Here is a 23,833-nt window from a genome sequence, read left to right as displayed (position 1 = left end):
CTAAAGCCGGAGGCTGGGAGGGAACGCAGCAATGAATACCGTTCTTCGTCATAAGGGATGGACTTGGGGATTCCGCAGTACCGTATTGTTATATTTTATCGTACTTATTGTACTTCCAATCATCGGTGTGTACGTCAATTCCTTCTCTGAAGGATGGAGCAACTTTGTTCAGAGCATTATGGACCCCATCGCGTGGAAAGCCGTACTGCTGACCATTCGGCTGGCTGTCATTGCCACGCTGATTAATGTGGTTTTGGGCACGATGATCGCCTGGGTTTTGACAAGGTATCGCTTTGTGGGCCGATCGTTTCTCAATAGTCTGGTTGATCTCCCGTTTGCACTGCCAACAGCGGTGGGCGGCTTGATGATTATGCTACTTTTGGGTCCGGTCAGTGCCATTGGGAAACTGGCAGAATCTATGGGATTTGAGATTGTATTTCACCAGCCCGCCATTGTTATCGCGATGACCTTTGTCACGTTTCCGTTTGTTATCCGTGCAGTGCAGCCTTTGCTGGAAGAAATAGATCCTTCCGAGGAAGAAGCCTCGTACACGATGGGGGCATCCAAGGCTCGCACGTTCATGCAGGTTATTCTGCCTTCCATGGCACCTGGCATGATCAGTGGGGGGATGTTGGCTTTCTCCAGAGGACTGGCTGAATTCGGGGCTGTTGTGCTGGTGGCTGGTAACATTCCGGGAAGAACACTGACTGCTTCCGTATTTATCTACGGGGAGATTGAAAGTGATAATCCAACGGGGGCTGCTGCTGTATCCGTGTTGCTCCTGACGCTCTCCTTCCTGATCCTCTGGCTGATCAATCTGGTGCAGATGCGGGGGAGAAGACGATGAGACGACTGTTAATCGGACTGACGTTTGCGGTATTTATTGTACTGCTGATCATCCCGCTTGGACGCATTTTTATTGGCGCATTTGAAGACGGGGCAGGTGGATTCCTGAAAGGGTTAATGCGTCCTGAGGCGTTACATGCCTTGATGATGACCGGACTGGTGGTTCTGGTGGTCACCCTGTTAAATACATTGTTTGGCATCATGATGGCTCTTTATCTGGTTCGTGCCGGATGGCTGAGTGAACGGATAAAAGGGCTGCTAAACAGCATTGTAGACCTGCCTTATGCCGTATCTCCTGTCATTGGCGGTTTGATGATTGTGTTGATGTTGGGACCTAACAGCATTATGGGTGCTTTTTTTGAAGGGGTTGGATTCAATGTGGTCTATGCCTTCCCAGGTATGGTGATCGCGACGTTATTTGTTACCTTTCCACTGATGGTCAGAGAGGTTATGCCTGTACTGCAGGAACTCGGTTCTCAGCAAGAGGAGGCCGCATCTACACTTGGCGCCTACGGCTGGAGAACGTTCTGGAGTGTGACATGGCCTTCGATCCGCTGGGCGGTAGTGTATGGTCTAGTCTTGACGGTTGCGCGCTCGCTTGGGGAATTCGGTGCAGTGCTGGTGGTATCCGGTAATATCATGAACAAAACGCAGACAGCAACAACCCTGGTGTATCAGGATGTAGAGAATTTTAATGTAGCAGCCGCAAATGGTGTGGCATTGGTGCTGGTCACCTTCTCCGTCGGGCTGCTGCTCATGATGGAATGGGCCAAGAAGCGAAAGGAAGTGCATTGATATGCATGTAGAAGTCCGTGATCTGAACAAACATTTCGGTGATTTTCATGCGGTAAAAGATGTCTCATTCGATATTGCCAAAGGCCATCTGATCGGTCTGCTTGGACCCAGCGGAGGTGGGAAAACATCCATTCTGCGGATGCTGGCGGGTCTGGAGAATCCGGGTTCCGGAGAGATTCGCTTTCACGGAAAAGTCGTGAATCATCTGCCTCCACAGGAGCGGGGCATCGGATTTGTATTCCAGAACTATGCCTTGTTCAAACATATGACGGTATTTGAGAATATCGCCTTTGGACTCAAGGTCAAGAAGACGCCAAAAGCCCAGATCCGTGATCGGGTGATGGAACTGGTTGAATTGACCGGGTTAAAAGGTTTCGAACAGCGCTATCCACATCAGTTATCTGGTGGGCAGCGTCAACGTGTTGCTTTTGCCAGAGCACTCGCCCCGGAGCCACAGCTGTTATTGCTGGACGAACCGTTCGCGGCCATTGATGCCAAGATCCGTCAGGAACTGCGTTCATGGTTGCGTGAGTTGATTGAGCGAGTGGGAATCACTTCGATTTTTGTAACGCATGACCAGGATGAAGCGATTGAAGTGGCGGACGAGATTATGATTATCAGTCAGGGTCGTCTGGAACAGAAGGGCACACCTTGGGATATCTACAAAAACCCGCAGACACCGTTTGTCGCTACATTTATCGGGGAGTCTACGGTTGTGGAGGATGCCTCCCAGTTGAAAGGATTCGAACATGCCGTCGAGGGTGAACATACCAAAGCGCTGATTCGACCGGAGTATATTGAGATCGGTTTGAAAAACGAGTTCACCATGCTTTCTGCTACGGAAAAAGGCACAGTCAAACATCTTCATTTCCGCGGCAGTGAATGGATGGTAGAGGTGGATGTACAGGGTCATAAGTTAATCACATATCGTTCCCTGGAGAAAACGACATTGGAGATCGGTCAACAAATTCGCGTCCTTGTACACCGTGCATACCTGTTCAATGACTCCAACAGTTGGGTGGTTGAGAACCGACTGAAGGAAGATCCGATGCCGGTGATGATTTAGATCAAGTGGAAGAAAGGGGCTGCCCATGCAGACGAGGAAGAAGAAAGCCATACTCTTATATGTCGCCCTCATGCTTCTGCTCGTCTGCATGACCGCTGGATGCAGCAAGCAGGAGGAGTCAAGCGAACAGAACGAGCCCTCTGGTAACGATTCATCCAATACGCTGGTGATTGGTGCTTATAGTGTAGCGAAAGATGCTGTAGGCGAATTGCTACCCAAGTTCCAAGAGGAGTGGAAGGCAAAAACCGGACAGACGATTAACTTTCAAGAATCCTATGAAGCTTCGGGCACACAGGCAAGAGCCATCGTTGGTGGATTCGAGGCTGATGTGGCCTTGCTCGCGATGGAGAGTGATATCGAGAAGTTGGTCAAAGCCGATCTGGTTAGCTCTGATTGGAAACAGACCCCTAATGAGGGCATGATCACCCGTTCAATTGTTGTTCTGGGCACAAGAGCGGGCAACCCGCTCGGTATTCGTGATTTTCAGGACTTAACCAAGCCAGGAGTGAAGGTACTGTACCCCAATCCAAAGACATCCGGAGGCGCACAATGGGACATTAATGCCATTTATGGTGCCGGATTGAAACTGTCGGAGGAGCAAGAGGGGAAGAAAGATCCTGCCGCAGCCAAGGCTTTTCTCGAACAGGTACATCGTAACGTTGAATCATTGGACAAGAGTGGGCGTTCTTCGATGGCGGCATTCGAATATGGTGTCGGTGATGTCATCGTCACGTATGAAAATGAATTGCTTGCCCGGATCGCCAAAGGTGTAGATTATGACATCGTCATTCCGAAGAATACGATCCTGATTGAGAACCCGACAGTTGTGGTGAATAAATATGCCGATAAACATGGGAATCGTGAACTTGCGGAAGCTTTTGTCGCATATCTGCGTACACCAGATGCACAGCGTATTTTTGCCAAGCATGGTTTTCGTTCAGTAGATCCGGATGTATTTGCACAGACGGAGTCGACATTCCCAACGCCAGAAGGACTATTTGATATCAACTATCTGGGTGGATGGGACGAGGTACGCAGTACGTTGTACTCCAAACGCGGCGTGTGGTATCAAGTGCTCGCTGGATTATGAGTATTGCTGATGTAATCGAATAGGTAAGCGAGCATGTAGATACTAAACCTTCATTTCAATGGAAGTAGAGATGGAGGTTTTTTACTGCCAAAAGGTTATAATAGAGGTATACTGAATCATGATTGTTACATAGTACTAGCAGGAAGGTGTGAGTTGGATGAGTGCAGAGATCAAATTATCCCAAAGTACAGCAATTCGACTGGAGCAGGCCCGCGGTAAGGGGATGACTGAGGAAGAAATTTTAAAAGCTATTCAAGCGAAAGACGTTTCCGCTTTTGACGCCGTGTCTGAAGAGGAATACCGATATAACGAATTTTTCTCGTATGCGGATGAGCATGGTGAAAATCTGGAGGCAGCAGTAAAAGATGGCTACCGGATTACCTTTAACACGCGTGGTGGACTTGGAATCTGGTTGGAGAAAGCCTTCAAGGTACAGCCCGAGAAAGACTTCACAGTGGGTGAAGGAATCATCACCGGATTACAGTTGAAACCGGAGCAGGCAGAGGTACTGGCGAAGCGGCTTGCATCGAACTGGGTCATTACGGATTCGAAGGATGTACCTGCGGGTCGGGAACTGACATTGAAGCTGCGAGCACTGGTATAATTCCAGCGATAGGTGGGTGTGACTCGAATTAATTAGTCGTGGCCTGTGTAAAAGGTAAGGCCTGATCTTCATGCGGATGACCCGCTTATAAGGTTGCATCACATGCTGACGAAGCGTACGCTCCCGAATGGAGCGAAGCATGGAATTAAAGTCTGACGGTGAACGGTCAGACCACAGACTGTCCCGAATTGCAGTGGAGAACTGCAGCGGGATGGTCTTTTTTTTGCAAAAACGGAGGTGGACGATTACAATCTACATATCATTAATTCAGGGGGAATGCGGATTGGATCAGCTAACATTTCTGGGCACAGGCGATGCGATGGGTGTTCCACGTGTGTATTGTGATTGCGACGTATGTACAGAGGCGAGGCTTACGGGAGAGAATAAACGGAAACGCTCTTCTGTTCTGATTGACGGTGGTGGGGATGGTGCGGGTGAACAGTTCATGATTGACTGCGGACCAGACTGGAGATCACAGATGGAGGATCAGGGATTACGTATGGTGCATACGCTGCTCATCACTCATGCCCATTTTGACCATATTGGAGGATTGCCAGAATGGGCGGATGCATGCCGCTGGTTGGGTGTAAAGGGGCGTTTGTATGCACCACGTGAAGTGATTGCCGCCATTCAGGGACAGTTTCCTTGGTTGGCTCGTCATATGGACTTTCTGGAAACGGATGATGATATTGAACTAGGCGGCTGGAAGGTACATTCCTGGAAAGTATGCCATGGACATAACGGGTATTCGTACGCCTATCGATTGGATCAGGGTGGGTATAGCTGGGCGTATTGTTCAGACGCTATTGACCTGAAGGATGCCGAGAAAGAGCCGTTGCACGGACTGGATCTGCTGGTGCTTGGAACAAGCTTTGTGCATGAGCGTGCGGAATTCTCAACACGTTCCGTGTACGATATGCGTGAGGCGCAGGAGCTGCTGTGGGAACTGAAGCCAGGTCATACATATTTTACACATATGTCTCATGACGTCGATGTACGGCAGAATTATAATCTGGATGGAAGTATTACGATTGCCCTTACCGGGATGAAGGTGCCGCTTGGAACATTAAAGCTGGAAACGAATGCGTAACTCAACTTAACTAGCGTAACAAAAATAAATTCAGAAGAGCGTATCCTTTACAAGGGGTTCTTCGTTTACATAGTGTAAGTCAAAATCAATCAGGAACCAGCAAAGGGGGGCCCCCAAGATGGCCTTTGTGAAGTCCGTGGATTGCAGAATCAACAGACCACATGATGATGGTAAACAAGATAAATTCAATATTGAATTTAATGGCAACGACAGAAAAAATCAATTGAACCCAAGCATCCATACCGTACTACCCGATCTGATGGGTTCGTTGTATGCGTATTGTCTATCTCTGACGAAATCAGTTCCAGACACGGAGGATCTGGTTCAGGAGACCTGTCTCAAAGTGTTGTCGTCGAGAGTGGTTGGAACTTCCGGGATGAATAAAGATATAAACTGGGAAGCTTATCTGATTCGTATTGCTCGCAACAGCTGGATTGATATCTTACGTCAGCGGGAGAGATTGGCTTATAAACTGGATAGCTTGAAGCCGCTCCTTCACGAAATGGAGGAGGAAAGGCGATTCGAGGAATTGGAGTCTGCCGTACAACTTCTTGTAAATACGCTACCACCGTGGCAGCGAGTGATATATGTATTACGTGAATTAATGGGTTATAGGGCGGCAGAGACTGCGGAAATGCTGGATACGACAGAAGGCGCTGTGAAAGCAGCGTTAAGTCGTGCTCGCTCTGCCATAGCTGAAGTGAGGCACAGGTTGGAACAATCGGACGCTGAATTGCAGTATGAGGAAGGCGCAGTCGAGGACAATCGGGAGGAACTGCGCAGCTATCTGCTGGCATTTCGTAATGGAGATACAGCTCGAATTATTGATCTGTGCCTGAATCAGACTGATGATCCGATGGCTGTGGCGGGCACGATTTTGCAGCAGGCTTTGCCGTCTCCATCCATGCAGCCAATGATGTACGGGTACTCCACTTCTAGTATGAACTCGATGTCGTATGGAGGTGGGTACACGGTCAACATGGTTGCCTAAACCGAGGAGGCGACACACATGAATGTAGTACCCTATGTAGTGGAACAGACAGCTCGCGGAGAGCGGAGTTATGATATTTATTCACGTTTGCTCAAAGATCGGATCATTATGGTGTCTGGAGAAATTGAGGATCAGATGGCAAATGCCATCGTGGCTCAGTTGTTGTTTTTGACTGCAGAGGACCCGGAGAAGGACATCCAGATGTACATCAACAGTCCTGGTGGGTCGGTGACCGCAGGATTTTCGATCTATGACACGATGCAATTTGTGAAGCCGGATATCTCCACAATCTGTACAGGTATGGCGGCAAGCTTTGGCACGATATTGCTGGTAGGTGGAACAAAAGGCAAGCGTATGGCATTGCCAAACAGTGAGATCATGATCCATCAGCCACATGGCGGTACGCGAGGGCAGGCGTCGGATATGCTGATTCATGCTAACCGTATCATTCAGCATCGTCAGCGTCTTAACAAGCTGTTAGCCGACCATACAGGGCAGTCGATTGAGCGGATTGAGAAGGACTCGGATCGAGACTATTTCCTGACCGCTGCGGAAGCAGTCGAATATGGATTGGTGGATAAGGTCATATCCAGCACATAACATTAGCCTGGGAGGTCATATGACCTTTCGGGCTTGATTAATCAAGAGGACGAACAGGAAACTGACGTCCTCTTTTTGTCGTCCAGATTAGCTAGCCCGTGTCTATGGATCGAATCAGAATGAGAATAATGTGAAATAAAGATTGACCATCGGTAGGTATAGTGTATATATTATATATACACACTATACCTACTGGAAACTACGTAACATCAATGAGGTGAGGAAAGATTAACATTTTAATATCGAATGCTTCGAGCGATCCGATCTACATGCAGATTCTAACTCAGATCAGACAGAGCATCTTGAGCGGAGAATTGGTTGCTGGAGATAGTCTTCCCTCCATTCGGCAGCTCGCCAAGGATCTGCAAGTCAGTGTTATTACAACTAAACGTGTCTATGAAGAGCTGGAGAAGGAGAAACTGATCGATTCAGTTGTAGGCAAAGGGAGCTTTGTATCCGGAGCCAATCAGGACTTTATTCGAGAGCGGCGGATGAAACAATTGGAAGAAAAGATGCTCGAAGTGATTCGTGAGAGCAGAGAACTGGGCATGAGTTCACAGGATGTAATCCATCATCTTACATTGTTGGTTGAGGAGGAATAAGCATAATGAACGCTATCGAATTACGTAATGTAACCAAAACGTATCCCTTATTTAAAGTAGATAATGTATCTCTGGATGTGAAAAAAGGGTATATCACGGGACTTATTGGTCCGAATGGGGCGGGAAAGAGTACTTTGATCAAAATGATCACGGGTCTGATCCAGCCCGATAAGGGGAGCCTCAAGACATTGGGCAGTGAGATGCCAAATCAGGAAGTTGATATCAAGCAACGCCTTGGCATTGTGTCAGATGAATGCTTTTATTATGAGCATCTAACGATCCGGGAGATGACACAAATGATCGCTCCTTTTTACACCAAATGGGATAATAAAGCGTTCAATGACTACTTGGATCAGTTCGAACTGTCTCCCAAAAAGAAAATCCAGGATCTGTCAAAAGGCATGAAGATTAAGTATTCTCTCGCCGTAGCTTTGTCGCATGAAGCGGATCTGCTGATTATGGATGAACCGACATCCGGGCTTGATCCTGTGTTTAGGCGGGAACTGCTTGATCTGCTTGCAGATATGATACAGGACGAAACAAGGTCTATTATTTTCTCAACGCATATTACGACGGATCTGGAACGTATTGCAGACTACATTACGTTTATTAATCAAGGGAAACTGGTGTTTAACGAGGCAAAAGATGATGTGCTGGAAAGGTATACGATTGTAAAAGGGGATATGGGTCTGCTTGATTCCGACATTCGGAAACATTTCATCGGAATACGCGAGACAGCCGTTGGTTTTGAAGCATTGTCGGATCATAAGGCAGAGGCCGAACAGTTATTTGGCAGGTTAGCTCTTTTACAAAGACCTACGTTAGAAGACCTCATTTATTTTACGGCGAAGGGAGGACGCAAATATGCTTAACTTGCTTCGTAAAGATTTCATTGTACTAAAAAGTTCACTGTGGACGATTGGGTTATACCTGGTGGTATTTAGTCTCGCCTTTATACCTAAGAGTGAAATGTCAATGTATTTTGTAGGCATCTACACAGCCTTTGGTTCGGTCATGCTGGCAACCATGATTGATATCAAAAACCATAATCACAATTTCCTGGTCACACTCCCCGTTAGCCGCAAACAGATTGTAAAAGCCAAGTACCTTTCTGCTATAATCTATACGTTATTCGGGGTACTCGCGTCGTTTGGGATTCACCAGCTTGTGAACCTGAATTATCCTGAACTGAACAAGCCGAATTATTCACTTAGGGATATTGTCATTGCCGTAGGCATGGTGCTTGTATTAGTTTCCATATACATGCCTCTTTTCTACGGACTTAGCAAAAAAGGTGCTGGTATCATCAATGCGATATTCATGGTCTGCATGATTATACTGGCGCAACCCGTTGCGTACCTCATGAGTATGGCCAACGAGAACGGTATGATTACCACAACGACAATGGCATCGGTTTCTATAGGCATTATAGGTTTGTTTGTAGTGTCTTATCTTATTACGATCCGCCTGTTTGCAAGAAAAGACCTTTAAGCACAGAGCGGGTGCAGGTAGAGAATATAGAACACCAAAAGTAAAGTCGCCATAAGGCGACTTTTTTTGATGCAGCAGGGTGAGAGGGCAATTGCACTTGATATTCTTCGGATTGGCTTCAATCCAAGAGTATCAAAATGTTACATTTCTTTCGCAAGCGTAATGAGCCTGCTCATCCCTTCCCGAATCTGCTGCTCATGCGCATAAGAGAAGGACAAACGTAGCTTGCGGCTAGCTGAATTATCCGAAGAATCAAATACGGTTCCGGGTACAAAGGCAACGGATTGTTCCATGCATAGGTGGAGCAGTCTCCCTGTATCCACACCCTCAGGAAGCTCCACCCAAAAGTTGAGTCCGCCCTCCGGCCGGGTCCACGTCCAGTCCGTTTCCAGCAGAGATTGTTCCATCACTTCCATCCGTAGCTGGATGGCGGTCCGCAGCTTGGACAGATGTTGATGCATGCGTTCTGACTGAAAATAACGGAGAAAAAGCTTCTGGTTCAGAAGGGGCGATCCGTTATCTGTCAGTGATTTTACAGCCTGTAGTCCTGGCATGAAACGCTTACGGCATATGATGGCTGCAATCCGCAGCCCGGGTGCAACATACTTGCTGTAACTGCGAATGTACAGAGTGTGTCCAGTGGTGTCATAGGTGAAAATCGGTGCAGGAGGTTTCTCCTTAAAATAGATATCATAGGTGCTGTCGTCTTCGAGCAGAAAACAACCATACTGTTCTGCTAGTTCAGGTAACTGCTTGCGCTGTTCTACTGGAACGTTAACGCCGGTTGGATTATGAAAAGTTGGCGTCGTGTAGAATAAGCGTGGTTTCTCCGATTTCATCAGATGTTCGATCTGCTCCAGATCATAGCCATCCGAGTGAATATCCGTAAAGATCAGACGAGCACCTTGTTTACGGAAAATCTCCATTGCTGGTCCATACGTAGGCCGTTCCATCAACACCCGATCCCCGGGTTTGACCAGCGTCCGCGAGATGACGTCAATCGCTTGCTGGGCCCCCGATGTAATGAGCACTTCGTCTGCGGAGAGATAGAAGCGTTCTTTTTTCGTTAGATGGCTTGCCAGCGCACTTCGCAACTCCAGATCTCCCTGAATCGTGGAATACGTTCCGAGCAAACGGGGATATTGATCTAGCAGATCACGCATTAGTTCTCCCCAATAACGGTTGGGCAGCAGAGAGGGATCGATTAACGATTTGGAAAACTGGTATTCTGCTTCAAGGGACTGTACCCGTGCTAGTGAATCCCAATGCAGCCAGGCAGACACGGCGGGATCATCCGCCTGATCCGTTACTGAGAATGGAGTCGCTGGGCTGACATAATAGCCAGACTTATCCTTCACATAAACATTCCCACGTTCTTTTAACTCCTGATAGGCTTTGAATACGGTCAGACGATGTACGCCGAGTAGCTCGGACAGGCTTCGTACAGATGGCAGTTTTTCATGTTCGGCCCACTCTCCCGCTTCTATACGTACAACGAGATAATGGATGACTTGCTCATATAATTTCAGGCTGTTATCTGTCATCATCATGGTTCTGCCCACCCGGCTCACACTCCTTTTGAACTCTATTGTAACAGCTAATGGGAGAAAACTGTTCTGTTTTGTTCATTCTGTTCTGTAGACCATGAGATATGATGGAGAACAGATAAAGGAGTGGTTATCATGGTGGGGATTGCATTTACGGTTATGTGTCTTATTTTCGGTACAACATTTCTGGCTATTAAAATTGGAGTAGAGGCAGGCATGCCGCCTTTTCTGTCAGCCGGATTGCGATTTTTAATCGCGGGAGCGCTGATGTTTGCATGGATGAGGATGAAGGGCCAAGTGAGCTGGTCGCTCCTGTTCCGCAAGGAGATGTTGTTAACGGGAGCGGGGCTGACCTTCGGCACTTTTGCCACATTATATTGGGCTGAACAGCATGTGAGCTCGGGTGTGGGTGCCATTCTGTCAGCGACAGGGCCGCTGATGATTATGTTGATGCAGACGGCGCTGTTACGGCAAAAAACATCTGCCCGTATGATTGTGGGCTGCCTGATCGGGTTCACCGGTGTGGTACTGGTTGTGTTGCCAGGTGTATCGCTTGGTGCAGGTTCCCTATTCATGTGGGGTTGTATCGCGGTACTAGTGGGGGAAGTCTGTTATTCAGCAGGTGCATTGTACTCCAAAAAGGTTATTCATCAGTTCAAGGAGGCTAGTCCTGTAGCGATCAATGCGGTGCAGATGATGTATGGGGGACTGCTGTTATCCCTGCTCTCGGTCGGAACGGAATCGTGGAATATGTCTGCTCTGGACTGGGTGCCTGCCGTCTCGTCGATCATCTATTTGACTGTCATCGGCTCCATGGTGGGGCATAGTCTGTTCTATTGGATTATGTCGCGTACCAACCCGTTGTTTCCAGCAACATGGTTATACATTTCACCACCCATTGCCGTAGGGCTTGGTGCTGTTGTCTACGGTGAGCATGTCAGCTGGGTTACATGGATCGGTGTAGTGCTGGTCGTTTCAGGTCTGCTGGCGATGAATGAGAAGGTGAGCGGTTGGTTGAAGAAAAGAAGTCGTGGGAGGATGACAGTGCAGGCTTCCGAATCTGTTTTAAAATAGGTAAAGTTTGAAGGTATGCAGCTCAATCTCAAAATCAGCCATTGATTTTAGGTTGAGCTGTTTGTTATTTCAACATGATATTCTCGTTAACCAGTAGGTAGTAATATTCATCCATCTGTTCTGCCGTGACATTTTCTTCGAAATGTTGTATCCACCACATCACAAGTAAACGAATCACCCCCGAGTGAAACTCGGCAACAAGTTCTATGGGAAGTGAAAATTGTTTACCTCTTCTCTTCAATTCCAGAAAATCCCGTCTGAATATCTCTCCGATATAATGTATGAAAAAGTTGTTAAACCCCTCATCCTTCTGTTGGGTCTGCACAATTGTCTCCAGTACATTTCCAAACAGAATTTTAGATATGCTTTGCAAAGGCTGCTGTAACCGGTCTTCTACATTCATGTGTAAATAATCCCGAAGGACCCAAGTTAGGGTGGAGGACAGTAGAGCAAATTTATCCTTGAAATGTTTGTAAAACGTTGTTCGGTGAACCATAGCTTTGTCACATATCTCATTAATTGTGATGTTGCTGAATAGCTGGCCTTTCTCACATAACAGATCGAGTAGCGCCATCGTTAACAATTTATGAGTTCGGGTAACTCTCAAATCCACCTTTTTATCAATCATTTTCATCTACATCAGTTCCTTATTGTAGTTTAGCTATATAGTATCAACACATTGATTCTTACATGATACGAGATTTCAAGTGTATATTGGTATTATAAGTAATTTTTTGATAGGGCTACAAGTGTAGATAAAATATGATGGATTAGAGAGGATGAAGTGGCGATGTCCGACATGAAAAAAGCTGTGGTAATCGGGGCAGGTATTGCAGGGTTAATCACTGCAAGGATGTTATCTGATTATTATGATGAGGTATGTATCATTGAGCGAGATGAATTGCCTTCTGAGCCGACGAATCGGCAGGGTGTGCCTCAATCCTTTCATCCACATCGTGTATTACCGCGCGGCGGACTCATTCTGGAACACTACTTTCCCGGATACAATGACGAATTGGTCGCGCTTGGTGCCATTCCTTCACATGAAGAGAAGTTTATGATTGCCAATCGCTACGGTACATTAGTTAATATGGCGAATGCTGCTTCCTCATTCAAAATTGCATCGAGCAGCAGAGCCCTGCTGGAATGGGTACTGCGTCAGCGAGTCCAGAACATAGATCATATAAGTTTCTTAACGAGTACGGAAGTTACCGGGTTAATGGCATCAGAAGATCAGCGTTTGATTACAGGCGTGTATACCAAAGAAAGAGGCCGGGATAACCGGGAAGCAATGCTTGTAGCAGATATGGTTATTGATGCCGCGGGACGTTCTTCCAAATTGATCAGATGGCTTGAACAGATAGGGTTGTCCGTGCCTGAGCCGGAAGTGCTGAAGGTGTCGCTTGGTTACAGCACCCGCTATTATAAGATACCATCCTCTATTCAAAATGATTGGGGAACGGTGATAACAGAGTCCGATCCTGTGCAAGGAACTCGTGCAGGCATGTTGTGGCGCATTGAAAATGATATCGCTGGACTATTACTGTTCAACGCAGGAGGAGATGAATATCCTCCAACCCATCCGGATGAGTTCCAAGAGCAAATCAAACATCTGTTTGCTTCGGATGAAATCGTAGCTTTGGCAGACCAGTTGGAGCCGTTTCAAGGACCGCGGGGATACCGTATTTCCGAGTCTGTCCGTCAACATTTTGAACTGATGGAGAATTGGCCCTCCGGATTACTTGTCCTTGGCGATGCATTTTGCAGCTTCGATCCGATCCATGGTCAAGGCATGACGGTCGCTGCAATTGAAGCCGAGACCATAGCGAAATGTTTGGATGAGCAGCGAATGCATCCTGAGCCGCAGTTTGAGCGCCAAGTGTTGCTTCGTATGCAGCAGGCCATTGAACCGGCCTGGTGGCTTAGTTCTGTGGCCGATCTGCGTTGGAAAGGGGTCGAACATGTTGGGCCTTCCCGAATGAAAGGGGTTGCGTTTGCTCAGAAGTATATAAACTTGTTTACTAAGCAGGCGATGAAAAAGGCGAGTCAGGAAAATAATAAAGATCTCTTTTTTACCCAGTTCCTGATGAATGCTCTAATCCTTCCTCCAAGTGAATACTTTAAAGGTGAAATCCTGAACATGATCCTGAACGACAATGGTTCCAAAGAAGAAATGGAGTTAAGAGCAGAGCTTGGTGTCCAAGATCCGGAGTTATTCCAGCAAAGAATAGATGAGATCATTCCGTCATTTCAACTGGAATTTGATGGGCAAATAAAAAAACTGCTTGAGTCTTTCCAGCATGCCATGAGTAAGTAAAACAATAAATCGTGGTGCGTGAAAGTTACCGCATTGTTGCTCTCAAAACATAAAAAATAACAGAAAAATATACCAAATATAATCGCTAAATAGGATAATGAACATATTTTAAAAATCAAAAAAACAGCCCTGCACGGCGAAATTCGCCGACTGGGCTGTTCGTTGATCTTATTTACTCTGCGTTCAGCACAAACTTCTCGATAACTTCTTTCACGCCGTCTTCGTTATTACTCGCCGTAATGTAATCTGCCAGCTCTTTCAGCGCAGGAATGGCATTTCCCATCGCTACACCAAGACCAGCAACTTCGAGCATCTCATGGTCGTTCCAGGAGTCGCCGATGGCAATACACTCGCTGAGCTGGTGACCGAAATGGTCAGCCAGGAAGGTCAGGGCGTGACCTTTAGTTCCTTCATTGTGCATGATCTCCAGGAAGTAAGGTTTGGACTTTGTGATATGGACTTGAGGTCCGAGCAATTCACGCAAGTCAACGGCAACCTTATCCAAGTAGTCTGGCTCATCGATAATAAGCAACTTTGGTGTTTTTTGTTCGATGACTTTGATGAAATCAGATTCGATGTAATATTGGGTGCCGTTTAATTTGGCATAATCACGCAGCTTGTCGTTTTCCTCACGGGCATATAACTTATCGTCAATGTATGTTTGAAGGTGGAGATTGTTCTCCAGGCAGTAATCATACAATTTGCGGGAAGCTTCCTGTGGAACGTAACGCTCATAGAGGACTTTTTCGTCCAGCAGGTTTTTCACCAATGCGCCTTGATACGTAATGATCGGCACGTTAAGTCCTGTTTGACGAGCCAGTGCTTGTGCGGAAGCATAAGCACGTCCAGTCGCCAGCGTTACAGTTACACCATGGGCAACTGCTTGTTCCAGTGCAGTCTGTGTAGCAGGGGTTACTTCCTTGTTGTCGTTGATCAGTGTGTCATCAATATCGATTGCAATCAATTTGTAGCTCATCTGTGTTTCTCTCCTTTTTTATCTGTATCTATTTGTATCTATACCCGACTTAATCTATATCAGTTCAACTAAACGTTTTACACGATAACGGAGAGGACAGAAAAAACCTGAAGAAGCGGAGCGTTCGCCTGAAAGCTTTCTTAAAGAAAGCTACATCGGAAGCATAAGCTATCCCCGGATTTTCCCTTTGAAGAAGGGAATCAAAAAATCTGGGGATAACAGCGATCGGAAGGTTATTCTGTCATCGGAGTGGCAGGTGTAAACATTCTTGGGTTGAACTTATATACCTACTCTTCCAAAAAAACAAGGCCGATAAAGTCTTCCAGCTCAAGGTTGCCGAAGTAATGTTTTACATCCAGACCTTCCAGAGCTGTACGCACCTCGGTTTCCTCATACCTCTTGCCGCGCAGCATATTTTCGATATCCGCCACATCGCCTACACCGAAGAAGTCGCCAAAGATTTTGATATCTTCGATGCGTCCATCCTTGATGTTCATGCGCAGATCGATGATGCCAACAGGGAATTTGCGTGTGTGCTTCACATTGCTTTCCGGAGACAAGCCATAGTTCCAGTCCCAGTTGTTATAACGCTCAGCGGAGATTTCCTTAATTTTGTCCCAGTCCTTGTCAGTCAGCTTGTATTGCGGGACGTCCTGTGGCTCCATTCTGAAAATGTGACGTAACAGCTCATCGCGGAACTGCTCAATCGTCAGGTTGGTGTCAATCAGATCCCGTATGTTGGCGACCCGGCTGCGCACGGATTTGGTGCTCTTAGATTTGAATTTTTCGGGATTGACGTTCAGGGAAGCCTGAACATGCTCCAGATTCAGATCAAACATCAATGTGCCATGACTGAACATGCGCCCACGTGTGGAAAACTGGGCGTTGCCCGAAATTTTCTTTTCGCCGACTTGCAGATCATTACGCCCGGTCAACTCGGCATTTACACCAAGCTCGTGCAAAGCTTCAACCACAGGTTGGGTGAACTTGCGGAAATTGTGGAAGGATTGACCGTCATCCGCTGTAATAAAGCTGAAATTCAGGTTGCCCAGATCGTGATATACCGCTCCGCCTCCAGAAAGACGACGAACCACCTGCACACCGTTATCCTGAACGTACTCGATATTAATTTCTTCAATCGTATTTTGATGTTTTCCGATGATGATCGACGGACGGTTGATGTAGAACAGCAGATAGCTGTCATCCTCCATCGGCAGATGTTTCAGAATGTACTCCTCAATCGCAAGGTTTACAGAAGGATCTGTAATGCCCTGGTTGTCTACAAACAGCATGGTCATTCCTCCATTAATGTATGTGAGGGATTGCTAGTCCCTTATGTAGTGAACCTTGTATATCAAAAGGAACCGAAATTCCTCTTCTATTGTAAACGAATTATGGTTGGGACACAAAGAAAACAGGATTGACCCACACCTCCCGTGCCATCCATAATAAAAAGGACATACAGAAAGGATGACGGAAGAATGACCGGTTATATCGAAGTGTTCGGACATGGCGGGGACGTGGAGACGGCTGCGTCACGATTTGGGAGGGAAGCCGCTGATTTTCTGGATTTCAGTGCCAACATTAATCCACTCGGTCCACCCAGAGGGGTGCTGGAGGCTATACAGCAAGGATTGCAGTCGGTGATTCGGTATCCCGATCCGGCGCATCGGGAATTCAAAGCACTACTGAGCGAGCGTCTTGGTGTGATGCAGGAGCAGATTTCCGTGGGCAACGGCGCAGCCGAAAGCATGGCGCTCATTCTGCTGGGGCTTGCCCCGCGCAAGGTGGGTACCGTGGAACCGGGATTCTCGGAGTACCGGGCGTTGGCACGACAATTCGGTGCCGAGGTGGTGCATACGGAGGGAAGAGAAGAACTGGCGTGGCGAGCGGAACCCGAGGACATCGAGCAGCTCATGGAAAAGGTAGACCTGCTCTTCCTCGGCCAGCCCAACAATCCAAACGGTGTACAATATCCGCTTGAGGTATTACAGAGGCTTGCCCGCAAAGCGGAAGAAACGGGAACCGTACTTGTCATTGACGAGGCCTTTATGGATTTTATTCCGGTAGACCGGCGTCAGTCCCTGGCAGCACAACTGAATGACTATCCGAATGTGATCATCATTCGCTCGATGACAAAGTTTTATGCCATACCGGGCTTGCGTCTCGGATATGCTCTGGGCCGTGCCGAATACATTCAGGCGATGACAAAGAAACAGGTGACCTGGAGTGTCAACGGTCTGGCGCTCATGGCAGGGGAAGCCTGTCTGCGCAGTGGAGAACGGTACGAACAGGAGACCATGTCACAGATCACGCGGGAACGGGGGCGTCTCATCGAAGGGCTGAAGGCGTACGGATGTACGGTGACACCGGGAGAGGCGAATTTTATTTTGGCACGTGTGCCGGCCCCTTGGACAGCGGCATCAATGCAGGAGGCGCTGGGCCGAAGAGGCATTCTGATTCGTAGCTGTGCCATGTATCCGGGGCTTGACAAAGGGCATGTACGTTTCGCGGTCAAGGATGCAGATGCCAATGCTACATTACTGGAAGGGCTGGGCAGCGTGCTGGAAACCAAGGGATATCCGAATGTCGATCAGACGAAAGATGAGGAACAGGGAGGGAAGCGGCAATGACACTCCCGTTTTATAACTACTTTACGAATGGAGAAACAGAAGAGAATGAATATGCTTCCTCTTCCTGGCCGGGACTGAAGATATCCGCACATGAACGACATATCAAAGCTCAGAGCCCAAGGTCTGCCCAAGCGCTGTCGAGTGCGGTATATGGCGGCGGGATGCTTGAACTGGATCGCATATTTAACATCTATGTGGACAGGCATTACCGCTGTGATGATCCGCCGCGTGATATCGAACAAGCGCTGAATGAATGGCATGAGCCACGCGATCAATGTGCCGGATTATTGACGGCCGTAAGGCTGGAGCATAGCTCCATTCAGGAATATACAAGTGAGGAATTTGGCCTTCTGTGCTGCACCACTGCGGGTGTATCAAATGCCGCACGAGCGGGATCGGAGAGAACGGTATTTGATGCGGCGGGAAATAAGACGATGTCTTCCGGCAGGAAGCGCTCTGCTCCTTCAGCACGGAATCTGACGATGCCATCCTATGTCCCGGGTACAATTAACATCATGCTCTGGTTGAATGGACGCATGACCACCGGGGCGATGGTGAATGCAGTACAGACGGCGGTGGAAGCCAAAGCGGCCGCGCTGGCGGATGCGGGTGTTCTGGATTCGGAGAACGGGTTGCCCGCTACCGGCACCACAACCGACGCCATTGTGATTGCGGTAGGTCAGGCAGTGGAGGAACCTCAGCCGATGATCACTTATGCCGGGACAGCGACTACGGCAGGGGCGGCGATTGGCAGATTGGTATACGACACGGTGACAGAGAGCCTTCGGGCCGGACTGTTATGGAAAGAGAGGGTCAGGAACAAATGACTTTTGAGCTGGAGCATCTATGGACCTGGCCGTTCTGGACAGGCATGGCGGGAGCCTGGATTATTATACTAGCGTACCTGTTGGACCGATGTATCGGAGATCCGCGCTGGATTCCCCACCCCGTGATTGGCATGGGAAAAGGCATCTCGGCGTTGGAGCGTGTTATTCGCTCGCGTGTGATCACAGATTCGGGACTGAAGAGAGCCGGGCTGTTGTTCCCGATGGTGATTGCGGGGGGGTCTTTTGCCATCACATGGGGACTCGTATATCTGCTTGGGCTAATCGACCCTGTCATTGCAACAGTAGCTGAAGTGGTGCTCATAGCAACGACCATTGCTTCAAAAGGACTGAAGGATGCAGGCATGGAAGTATATCGTCATCTGAAGCAGCAGGATTGGCCGGCGGCCAGACGTTCACTGGGCATGATTGTTGGACGTGATACGGCGCATCTGGATGAACCCGAGGTTGTGCGGGGAACGGTAGAGACAGTTGCCGAAAATATCGTTGATGCCATTGTATCGCCTTTATTCTATGCGCTCATTGGAGGAGCTCCACTAGCCATGGCTTATCGCGCCGTCAACACGTTGGATTCCATGGTCGGATATAAAAATGACAAGTATCTGCATCTTGGCTGGGCCTCGGCCCGTCTGGATGATGTGGCGAACTGGATACCTGCCCGGCTGACCGCGATTCTGTTAATCGTGGGTGCCTGGGTCATGAAGCTGGACGCCAAAGGAGCAGCACGCATGGTTGCACGGGATGCAAGACTACATCCAAGTCCGAATAGCGGTTTTCCCGAATCAGCGGTGGCTGGAGCACTGGGCATCCGGCTTGGCGGACATAACGTGTATCACGGCGTTGCTTCATTTCGTGCCTACATGGGTGAAGCCACACGGCCGATGGAAGCCGAGGATATTGTGCAAACGTCACGTCTGATGTTCTGGTCGGCAGGGGCTTTTGTGGTACTATGCGTGTTCATAACGCTGGGTGTGTGGCTGGCAGGAGGGACGTTGTTATGGCCGTAAATGAAGAGAATGCAGGCAATGAAGTACATAGGGATCAACCCGGGCCGCTGAAACGAAACATTCTGTGGGTCCGTCATGGGACAACGTTGTGGAATGTGGAAAAAAGATACCTGGGGCATACCGACATCGGTCTGCTGCCAAATGCCAAAGAAGAGCTGGCTCCGCTTCATGAACAATTGAGCGGTGTTTCGTGGAATGAGGTATATTGCAGTGATCTACTTCGCTGCCGACAGACGCTGGAACAGATTCTTCCTGATGCCATCGGACAGGTGAAGTTCGACTCGCGCCTGCGCGAGAATGATTTTGGACAGTGGGAAGGGCTGACGTATGAGCAACTCAAGGATAACCCTGAATACCGAAACTGGATTGATGCGCCGCAGGAGGTCACTCCGCCCGGAGGGGAGTCGTGGCAGGAGTTTACCGGACGGTTAGATTCCTTTCTTCGAGAGATGTTGTTGGAGGGGCGTTCTTCGATGCACGTTGATGAGGGGCGCGAGTCAACCATAGTTGTGGTTACGCATGGTGGTGTCATCCGGTATGCCTTGTCCCGTCTGATTGCCGGGCTTGGGTTCTGGGATACACATGTAGTACCGGGACAGGCGATTCAGGTTCAGCTTGATCAACAGGGGAATCAGTGGTTTGGCAGCAGAGTGACTTTTCCGCCGATCGGGTTGTAAGGATGTACAATATACCCTATAATCACAACAGAAGTGTGACTTCAGCATGGATACAGATACGCTGCAGGTGTGAAGCCTGAACGAGTATGTAGCATGCAGAAATTACACGACAATGGTTTACCATATCAGCGACCAAGGGTCCCGCGTGTGAAGGCTGTTTTCATGGCAAATTAGTATGAGTCATGAACACACAAGGGTGAAATGGGGAAGCCGGTGCAAATCCGGCACGGTCCCGCCACTGTAAAACAGGATGATTCCTGTAAGTCAGGTTACCTGCCCTGGACGTACAAACCGGTGTTCCTTCGAGGAAAGGACAGCGTTTCGGGCTATTCTATGCGCATGGACAACCCTTGGTTGAACATGTACAGATCGCCATATGCGAGACGTCATCCCTGATCCTGGACGTATGGATTGGGGATTTTTTATTGTTCATGTAAGATGAACCGAGACCAATTTTACACGAGGTCACTCCGATTGCAGTACCATCTTCCGATCGCTGTTATCCCCAGATTTTTTGATTCCCTTTTTTGAAAGGGAAAATCCGGTGATAAAGGCGAACACTTCGTTTCTTCAGATTGGTTCTGCACTCTCCGTTAGCGTGTAAATATTGCAGTTCAAACCTTACACAGGAACACCAAGGCATGGGGAGTAAGAGTTTGAGCACGATGCAAGAAAATAGTACAAATAGAGAAGGGGAGAATAACAGAATGAATTTCAAGAATTGGAAAAACGTAGCGTCCCTGCTAAGTGCAGCGGCACTCGCACTGGCTTTGGCCGGATGTGGCAATGCAACAACAAACGAGGGCACAGGTACTTCACAGCAACCGGCACAGGAGCAGTCCCAAGGCCAGGCGCAGACGGACCTCAAAACACAATATCCACTTACCGTTACGGATGCAACGGGTGAATCGTTCACCTTTGAAAAGGCACCGGCCAAAATCGTATCCGTGTCTCCGGCTGAGACGGAATCCCTGTTTGCCCTTGGTTTGGACGACCAGATCGTTGGTGTATCCGACTATGATGATTATCCGGAAGCGGCAACAACCAAAGCTAAAATGGGCGGTATCACCAAGCCCAATGAAGAGTCTATTATTGCAGCTGAAGCCGACATTGTCTTCACAGGTATCTCCATGAGCGAAGATGCAGTGAAGAAACTGCGTGAACTGGGCATTACCATTTTTAAAACGGATCCTAAATCCATTGACGATGTGATGAACAATATCGAAACCTTCGGTAAAATCACCGATCATCAGGAAAAAGCACAAGAAATCATCACACAGATGAAACAGGACGTGACGGATGTAACCGAAGCGGTGAAGGCAGTTAAACCGGAAGAGAAGAAAAAAGTATACGTTGAATTCTCCCCGGGCTGGACTGTGGGTAAAGGCGAATTCATGGATGAACTCATCACTGTAGCTGGTGGTAGCAATATTGCTTCGGACAAAGAGGGTTGGTATGAAATTAATGAAGAGAACGTGATTGCCTCCAACCCGGATGTGATCCTGTATGCCAACGATGTAATTGATGAAAACTCCAAAACACTGGATCAGATCATCAAGGCGCGCAGCGGCTGGGATCAAATTACGGCTGTGAAAAATGACGCGGTTATTGGCCTGGATGCCAACCTGCTGAGCCGTCCGGGTCCACGTGTAACTCAAGGGTTGAAAGAAGTAGCCAAAGCGATCTACCCTGACTTGTTCCAATGAGTAAAAAGCTGATCCTGTTCGGAACGACGGGCATGGTGCTGCTGGTGCTCACCGTGCTCATCTGCACGGGCATTGGTTCAGTAGCGTTGCCGATCCGGGATATTGCAGGCATCCTGATTCACAAAATTCCCTGGGTGGGCGATTGGATTACAGCGGATTGGAATAAGGCAGCCGAACAGATTATCTGGAAAGTCAGATTCCCACGTGTACTGCTTGCCGTGCTCGTGGGCGCATCGTTGGCAATTGCCGGTACGGGATTCCAGGGGGTTCTTCGGAACCCGCTGGCAGACCCGTTCACCCTGGGCGTATCATCCGGTGCTTCGGTGGGTGCAGCCTTTCTGATTTTCTTCGGATTGCAGTATGCACTGATCGGAATCTGGACGTTGCCACTGGTGGCGTTTTTGACGGGTGTAATCACGTTATGGTTTGTTATGGCACTGGCTCGTGAAGGGCGTAAAATACCTACACATAGCCTCATTCTGGCTGGTGTGGTCATGCAAAGTTTCCTGGGCGCAGTTGTTTCCTTCCTGTCGACCATGTCGAAACAGACGATTAATGAAATTATATACTGGACGATGGGAAGTCTGGCTCTGCGTGGGTGGTCGTATACGGCCATCCTTTTCCCGTATTTTCTGTTAGGGCTGGTCTTTCTCTGGAGCCGCGCACGCTCATTGAATGTGCTTGCACTGGGAGAACGTCAAGCGTCACATATCGGGATCGGAGTGGACAGGCTCAAGTTGTCGGTGCTGGCAGTTGGCACATTGTTGACTGCTGGGGCTGTCTCGGTATCGGGTGTCATCGGATTCGTTGGATTGGTGATCCCGCATATGTTGCGGCTGCTGGTGGGACCGGATTACCGACTGTTGGTACCTTTGTCTGCCATTGGTGGAGCGATCTTCATGGTGTGGGCCGATACCATTGCAAGGTCGTTGCTGGCACCAACTGAAATTCCGCTCGGTGTTGTCACCGCCTTTGTTGGTGCGCCGTTCTTTGCTTACCTGCTGAACCGGAACAAAAAGTTGCAGAAGGGGATGATGCCATGAATTCCAGTACCAGTTTCAACTCGACTTCACTTATCTCCATTAAGGGAGCAGGGAAGTCATATGGCAATCATCAGGCACTGCACAATGTAGACTGGCATGTTGGCGAAGGTGACTGGTGGGGAGTTGTCGGACCAAACGGCAGCGGCAAGTCCACCCTGATCCAGCTTATTGCCGGAACGGAACAGTTAAACGAAGGTCAGATCCGTATCGATGGTCGAGATATCGGCTCTTACAGCCGTAAGGACCTGTCACGCATGATCGCTGTATTGCAGCAGGATGGCTTGCCAGCCATCTCCTATCCTGTAAGAGACGTGGTGGAGATGGGGCGATATCCATACCAGAACTGGCTGGGGCGGGAAACGGGTGATGGGGCACTTGTAGTGGACAGGGTGCTTGAAGACCTGGGATTGACAGAACTGGCGGACAGACCGCTGGATGCACTCAGCGGCGGGCAACGTCAGCGGGTCGCACTAGCCAAAGTTATGGCTCAGGAGCCGCGGTTGCTGCTGCTGGACGAGCCGACCACGTTTCTGGATATTAAATATCAATTGCAGTTCATGGAATTGTTATCGGCATGGCGACAGAGAAATAACATTACGATTGTGGCTGTGCTGCATGATCTGAATCTGGCCGCGTTATTTTGCGATCACATTCTGGCGCTGCGTGAGGGCATGGCGGTTGGAAAGGGTACGCCTCATACATTGATCAACGATGAGAATATCCAGGATATATTTCGCGTCAAACCCGCGATTGTCTCTCATCCCGACCATGCCATACCTCAACTGCTGTTGCGGCGGGACATCGATTAAATGAAACGGGGCAACCCATATTTT

General features: G+C 48.5%; 24 protein-coding genes and 1 riboswitch. Of the genes, 20 read left to right on the top strand and 4 right to left on the bottom strand.

Going from position 1 to position 23,833, the window contains the following annotated elements:
* Positions 1–31: 31 nt before the first annotated feature.
* The 11 genes from cysT (at position 32) to CXK86_RS16195 (ending at position 9,175) form a co-directional block, all read left to right on the top strand.
* On the top strand, positions 32–847 hold the full coding sequence (gene cysT / locus CXK86_RS16245) for a sulfate ABC transporter permease subunit CysT (RefSeq protein WP_017689978.1): 816 nt from the start codon (positions 32–34) through the stop codon (positions 845–847).
* Positions 844–1,641 (top strand): sulfate ABC transporter permease subunit, encoded by a 798-nt coding sequence (locus CXK86_RS16240; RefSeq protein WP_036610772.1) that lies wholly within the window; start codon positions 844–846, stop codon positions 1,639–1,641. Before cysT ends, CXK86_RS16240 begins: the two co-directional genes overlap by 4 nt.
* A 1-nt stretch (position 1,642) precedes the next feature.
* Positions 1,643–2,707, top strand: a complete 1,065-nt coding sequence (locus CXK86_RS16235) for a sulfate/molybdate ABC transporter ATP-binding protein (RefSeq protein WP_036610770.1) — start codon at positions 1,643–1,645, stop codon at positions 2,705–2,707.
* A gap of 25 nt (positions 2,708–2,732) precedes the next feature.
* A complete protein-coding gene (locus CXK86_RS16230) occupies positions 2,733–3,797 on the top strand; it encodes a sulfate ABC transporter substrate-binding protein (protein ID WP_076251560.1) in 1,065 nt (354 codons plus the stop codon).
* A 157-nt stretch (positions 3,798–3,954) separates the two neighbouring features.
* Positions 3,955–4,401 carry a hypothetical protein gene (locus CXK86_RS16225; protein WP_036610767.1) on the top strand — a complete coding sequence of 149 codons (447 nt, stop codon included), beginning with the start codon at positions 3,955–3,957 and terminating at the stop codon, positions 4,399–4,401.
* 283 nt (positions 4,402–4,684) lie between these two features.
* Positions 4,685–5,491 carry an MBL fold metallo-hydrolase gene (locus CXK86_RS16220; protein WP_076251562.1) on the top strand — a complete coding sequence of 269 codons (807 nt, stop codon included), beginning with the start codon at positions 4,685–4,687 and terminating at the stop codon, positions 5,489–5,491.
* 118 nt (positions 5,492–5,609) lie between these two features.
* Positions 5,610–6,482: an RNA polymerase sigma factor gene (locus CXK86_RS16215; RefSeq protein ID WP_036610763.1), complete on the top strand. Its 873-nt coding sequence runs from the start codon at positions 5,610–5,612 to the stop codon at positions 6,480–6,482.
* 18 nt (positions 6,483–6,500) lie between these two features.
* Positions 6,501–7,082, top strand: coding sequence for an ATP-dependent Clp endopeptidase proteolytic subunit ClpP (gene clpP, locus CXK86_RS16210; protein ID WP_036610761.1), 582 nt, complete (start codon positions 6,501–6,503; stop codon positions 7,080–7,082).
* Positions 7,083–7,309: 227 nt separating this feature from the next.
* On the top strand, positions 7,310–7,684 hold the full coding sequence (locus CXK86_RS16205; protein WP_036610760.1) for a GntR family transcriptional regulator: 375 nt from the start codon (positions 7,310–7,312) through the stop codon (positions 7,682–7,684).
* Between the two features lie 5 nt (positions 7,685–7,689).
* A complete protein-coding gene (locus CXK86_RS16200) occupies positions 7,690–8,556 on the top strand; it encodes an ABC transporter ATP-binding protein (protein WP_036610757.1) in 867 nt (288 codons plus the stop codon).
* Entirely contained in the window at positions 8,549–9,175 is a 627-nt protein-coding gene (locus CXK86_RS16195; protein ID WP_076251564.1) for an ABC-2 transporter permease, read from the top strand. Before CXK86_RS16200 ends, CXK86_RS16195 begins: the two co-directional genes overlap by 8 nt.
* A 140-nt stretch (positions 9,176–9,315) precedes the next feature.
* Here the strand turns inward: CXK86_RS16195 and CXK86_RS16190 are convergent, their stop codons facing one another.
* A complete protein-coding gene (locus CXK86_RS16190) occupies positions 9,316–10,737 on the bottom strand; it encodes an aminotransferase-like domain-containing protein (RefSeq protein ID WP_256720037.1) in 1,422 nt (473 codons plus the stop codon).
* A 120-nt stretch (positions 10,738–10,857) separates the two neighbouring features.
* Between CXK86_RS16190 and CXK86_RS16185 the strand changes: the two genes are divergently transcribed.
* Positions 10,858–11,796 (top strand): DMT family transporter, encoded by a 939-nt coding sequence (locus CXK86_RS16185; protein WP_076251565.1) that lies wholly within the window; start codon positions 10,858–10,860, stop codon positions 11,794–11,796.
* Between the two features lie 64 nt (positions 11,797–11,860).
* On the opposite strand, the gene CXK86_RS16180 is transcribed toward CXK86_RS16185, so the two are convergent.
* Positions 11,861–12,430, bottom strand: a complete 570-nt coding sequence (locus tag CXK86_RS16180) for a TetR/AcrR family transcriptional regulator (protein ID WP_076251567.1) — start codon at positions 12,428–12,430, stop codon at positions 11,861–11,863.
* Between the two features lie 156 nt (positions 12,431–12,586).
* Between CXK86_RS16180 and CXK86_RS16175 the strand changes: the two genes are divergently transcribed.
* Positions 12,587–14,113, top strand: coding sequence for an NAD(P)/FAD-dependent oxidoreductase (locus CXK86_RS16175; RefSeq protein ID WP_076251569.1), 1,527 nt, complete (start codon positions 12,587–12,589; stop codon positions 14,111–14,113).
* A gap of 172 nt (positions 14,114–14,285) precedes the next feature.
* Here the strand turns inward: CXK86_RS16175 and CXK86_RS16170 are convergent, their stop codons facing one another.
* On the bottom strand, positions 14,286–15,089 hold the full coding sequence (locus tag CXK86_RS16170; protein ID WP_036610742.1) for a Cof-type HAD-IIB family hydrolase: 804 nt from the start codon (positions 15,087–15,089) through the stop codon (positions 14,286–14,288).
* Between the two features lie 287 nt (positions 15,090–15,376).
* Positions 15,377–16,381 (bottom strand): lipoate--protein ligase, encoded by a 1,005-nt coding sequence (gene lplA / locus CXK86_RS16165; RefSeq protein ID WP_036610740.1) that lies wholly within the window; start codon positions 16,379–16,381, stop codon positions 15,377–15,379.
* Positions 16,382–16,570: 189 nt separating this feature from the next.
* Here lplA and cobD point away from each other — a divergent pair, with 189 nt between their 5' ends.
* The 7 genes from cobD to CXK86_RS16130 all read left to right on the top strand — a co-directional run bounded on the left by cobD (position 16,571) and on the right by CXK86_RS16130 (position 23,809).
* On the top strand, positions 16,571–17,722 hold the full coding sequence (gene cobD / locus CXK86_RS16160; RefSeq protein WP_076251572.1) for a threonine-phosphate decarboxylase CobD: 1,152 nt from the start codon (positions 16,571–16,573) through the stop codon (positions 17,720–17,722).
* A complete protein-coding gene (locus CXK86_RS16155; protein ID WP_076251574.1) occupies positions 17,719–18,549 on the top strand; it encodes an adenosylcobinamide amidohydrolase in 831 nt (276 codons plus the stop codon). The genes cobD and CXK86_RS16155 overlap by 4 nt, the downstream gene beginning before the upstream one ends.
* A 44-nt stretch (positions 18,550–18,593) precedes the next feature.
* The gene (gene cbiB / locus CXK86_RS16150; RefSeq protein ID WP_076251747.1) at positions 18,594–19,574 is read left to right on the top strand and encodes an adenosylcobinamide-phosphate synthase CbiB; all 981 of its coding nucleotides are present in this window, start codon (positions 18,594–18,596) and stop codon (positions 19,572–19,574) included.
* Positions 19,565–20,251: a histidine phosphatase family protein gene (locus tag CXK86_RS16145; protein ID WP_083684496.1), complete on the top strand. Its 687-nt coding sequence runs from the start codon at positions 19,565–19,567 to the stop codon at positions 20,249–20,251. Before cbiB ends, CXK86_RS16145 begins: the two co-directional genes overlap by 10 nt.
* Before the next feature lie 146 nt (positions 20,252–20,397).
* A riboswitch (cobalamin riboswitch) is annotated at positions 20,398–20,546 on the top strand.
* A gap of 412 nt (positions 20,547–20,958) precedes the next feature.
* A complete protein-coding gene (locus CXK86_RS16140; RefSeq protein WP_047842049.1) occupies positions 20,959–21,957 on the top strand; it encodes an ABC transporter substrate-binding protein in 999 nt (332 codons plus the stop codon).
* Entirely contained in the window at positions 21,954–23,000 is a 1,047-nt protein-coding gene (locus tag CXK86_RS16135) for a FecCD family ABC transporter permease (RefSeq protein WP_076251575.1), read from the top strand. The genes CXK86_RS16140 and CXK86_RS16135 overlap by 4 nt, the downstream gene beginning before the upstream one ends.
* Positions 22,997–23,809: an ABC transporter ATP-binding protein gene (locus CXK86_RS16130; RefSeq protein WP_076251577.1), complete on the top strand. Its 813-nt coding sequence runs from the start codon at positions 22,997–22,999 to the stop codon at positions 23,807–23,809. The genes CXK86_RS16135 and CXK86_RS16130 overlap by 4 nt, the downstream gene beginning before the upstream one ends.
* Positions 23,810–23,833 lie beyond the last annotated feature (24 nt).

Origin of the sequence: Paenibacillus sp. BGI2013 (assembly GCF_002843485.1) — a bacterium.
Taxonomy (GTDB): Bacteria; Bacillota; Bacilli; order Paenibacillales; family Paenibacillaceae; genus Paenibacillus; species Paenibacillus amylolyticus.
The sequence above is the reverse complement of the archived record's forward strand: the minus strand, read 5'-3'. Positions and strand labels throughout refer to the sequence as shown.

Bases quoted from the DNA above. Each gene is read 5' to 3' on its own strand.
- cysT (WP_017689978.1), top strand. From the start codon at position 32: ATGAATACCGTTCTTCGTCATAAGGGATGGACTTGGGGATTCCGCAGT.
- CXK86_RS16240 (WP_036610772.1), top strand. From the start codon at position 844: ATGAGACGACTGTTAATCGGACTGACGTTTGCGGTATTTATTGTACTG.
- CXK86_RS16235 (WP_036610770.1), top strand. From the start codon at position 1,643: ATGCATGTAGAAGTCCGTGATCTGAACAAACATTTCGGTGATTTTCAT.
- CXK86_RS16230 (WP_076251560.1), top strand. From the start codon at position 2,733: ATGCAGACGAGGAAGAAGAAAGCCATACTCTTATATGTCGCCCTCATG.
- CXK86_RS16225 (WP_036610767.1), top strand. From the start codon at position 3,955: ATGAGTGCAGAGATCAAATTATCCCAAAGTACAGCAATTCGACTGGAG.
- CXK86_RS16215 (WP_036610763.1), top strand. From the start codon at position 5,610: ATGGCCTTTGTGAAGTCCGTGGATTGCAGAATCAACAGACCACATGAT.
- clpP (WP_036610761.1), top strand. From the start codon at position 6,501: ATGAATGTAGTACCCTATGTAGTGGAACAGACAGCTCGCGGAGAGCGG.
- CXK86_RS16200 (WP_036610757.1), top strand. From the start codon at position 7,690: ATGAACGCTATCGAATTACGTAATGTAACCAAAACGTATCCCTTATTT.
- CXK86_RS16195 (WP_076251564.1), top strand. From the start codon at position 8,549: ATGCTTAACTTGCTTCGTAAAGATTTCATTGTACTAAAAAGTTCACTG.
- CXK86_RS16185 (WP_076251565.1), top strand. From the start codon at position 10,858: ATGGTGGGGATTGCATTTACGGTTATGTGTCTTATTTTCGGTACAACA.
- CXK86_RS16180 (WP_076251567.1), bottom strand. From the start codon at position 12,430: ATGAAAATGATTGATAAAAAGGTGGATTTGAGAGTTACCCGAACTCAT.
- CXK86_RS16175 (WP_076251569.1), top strand. From the start codon at position 12,587: ATGTCCGACATGAAAAAAGCTGTGGTAATCGGGGCAGGTATTGCAGGG.
- CXK86_RS16170 (WP_036610742.1), bottom strand. From the start codon at position 15,089: ATGAGCTACAAATTGATTGCAATCGATATTGATGACACACTGATCAAC.
- lplA (WP_036610740.1), bottom strand. From the start codon at position 16,381: ATGCTGTTTGTAGACAACCAGGGCATTACAGATCCTTCTGTAAACCTT.
- cobD (WP_076251572.1), top strand. From the start codon at position 16,571: ATGACCGGTTATATCGAAGTGTTCGGACATGGCGGGGACGTGGAGACG.
- CXK86_RS16155 (WP_076251574.1), top strand. From the start codon at position 17,719: ATGACACTCCCGTTTTATAACTACTTTACGAATGGAGAAACAGAAGAG.
- cbiB (WP_076251747.1), top strand. From the start codon at position 18,594: ATGGCGGGAGCCTGGATTATTATACTAGCGTACCTGTTGGACCGATGT.
- CXK86_RS16145 (WP_083684496.1), top strand. From the start codon at position 19,565: ATGGCCGTAAATGAAGAGAATGCAGGCAATGAAGTACATAGGGATCAA.
- CXK86_RS16140 (WP_047842049.1), top strand. From the start codon at position 20,959: ATGAATTTCAAGAATTGGAAAAACGTAGCGTCCCTGCTAAGTGCAGCG.
- CXK86_RS16135 (WP_076251575.1), top strand. From the start codon at position 21,954: ATGAGTAAAAAGCTGATCCTGTTCGGAACGACGGGCATGGTGCTGCTG.
- CXK86_RS16130 (WP_076251577.1), top strand. From the start codon at position 22,997: ATGAATTCCAGTACCAGTTTCAACTCGACTTCACTTATCTCCATTAAG.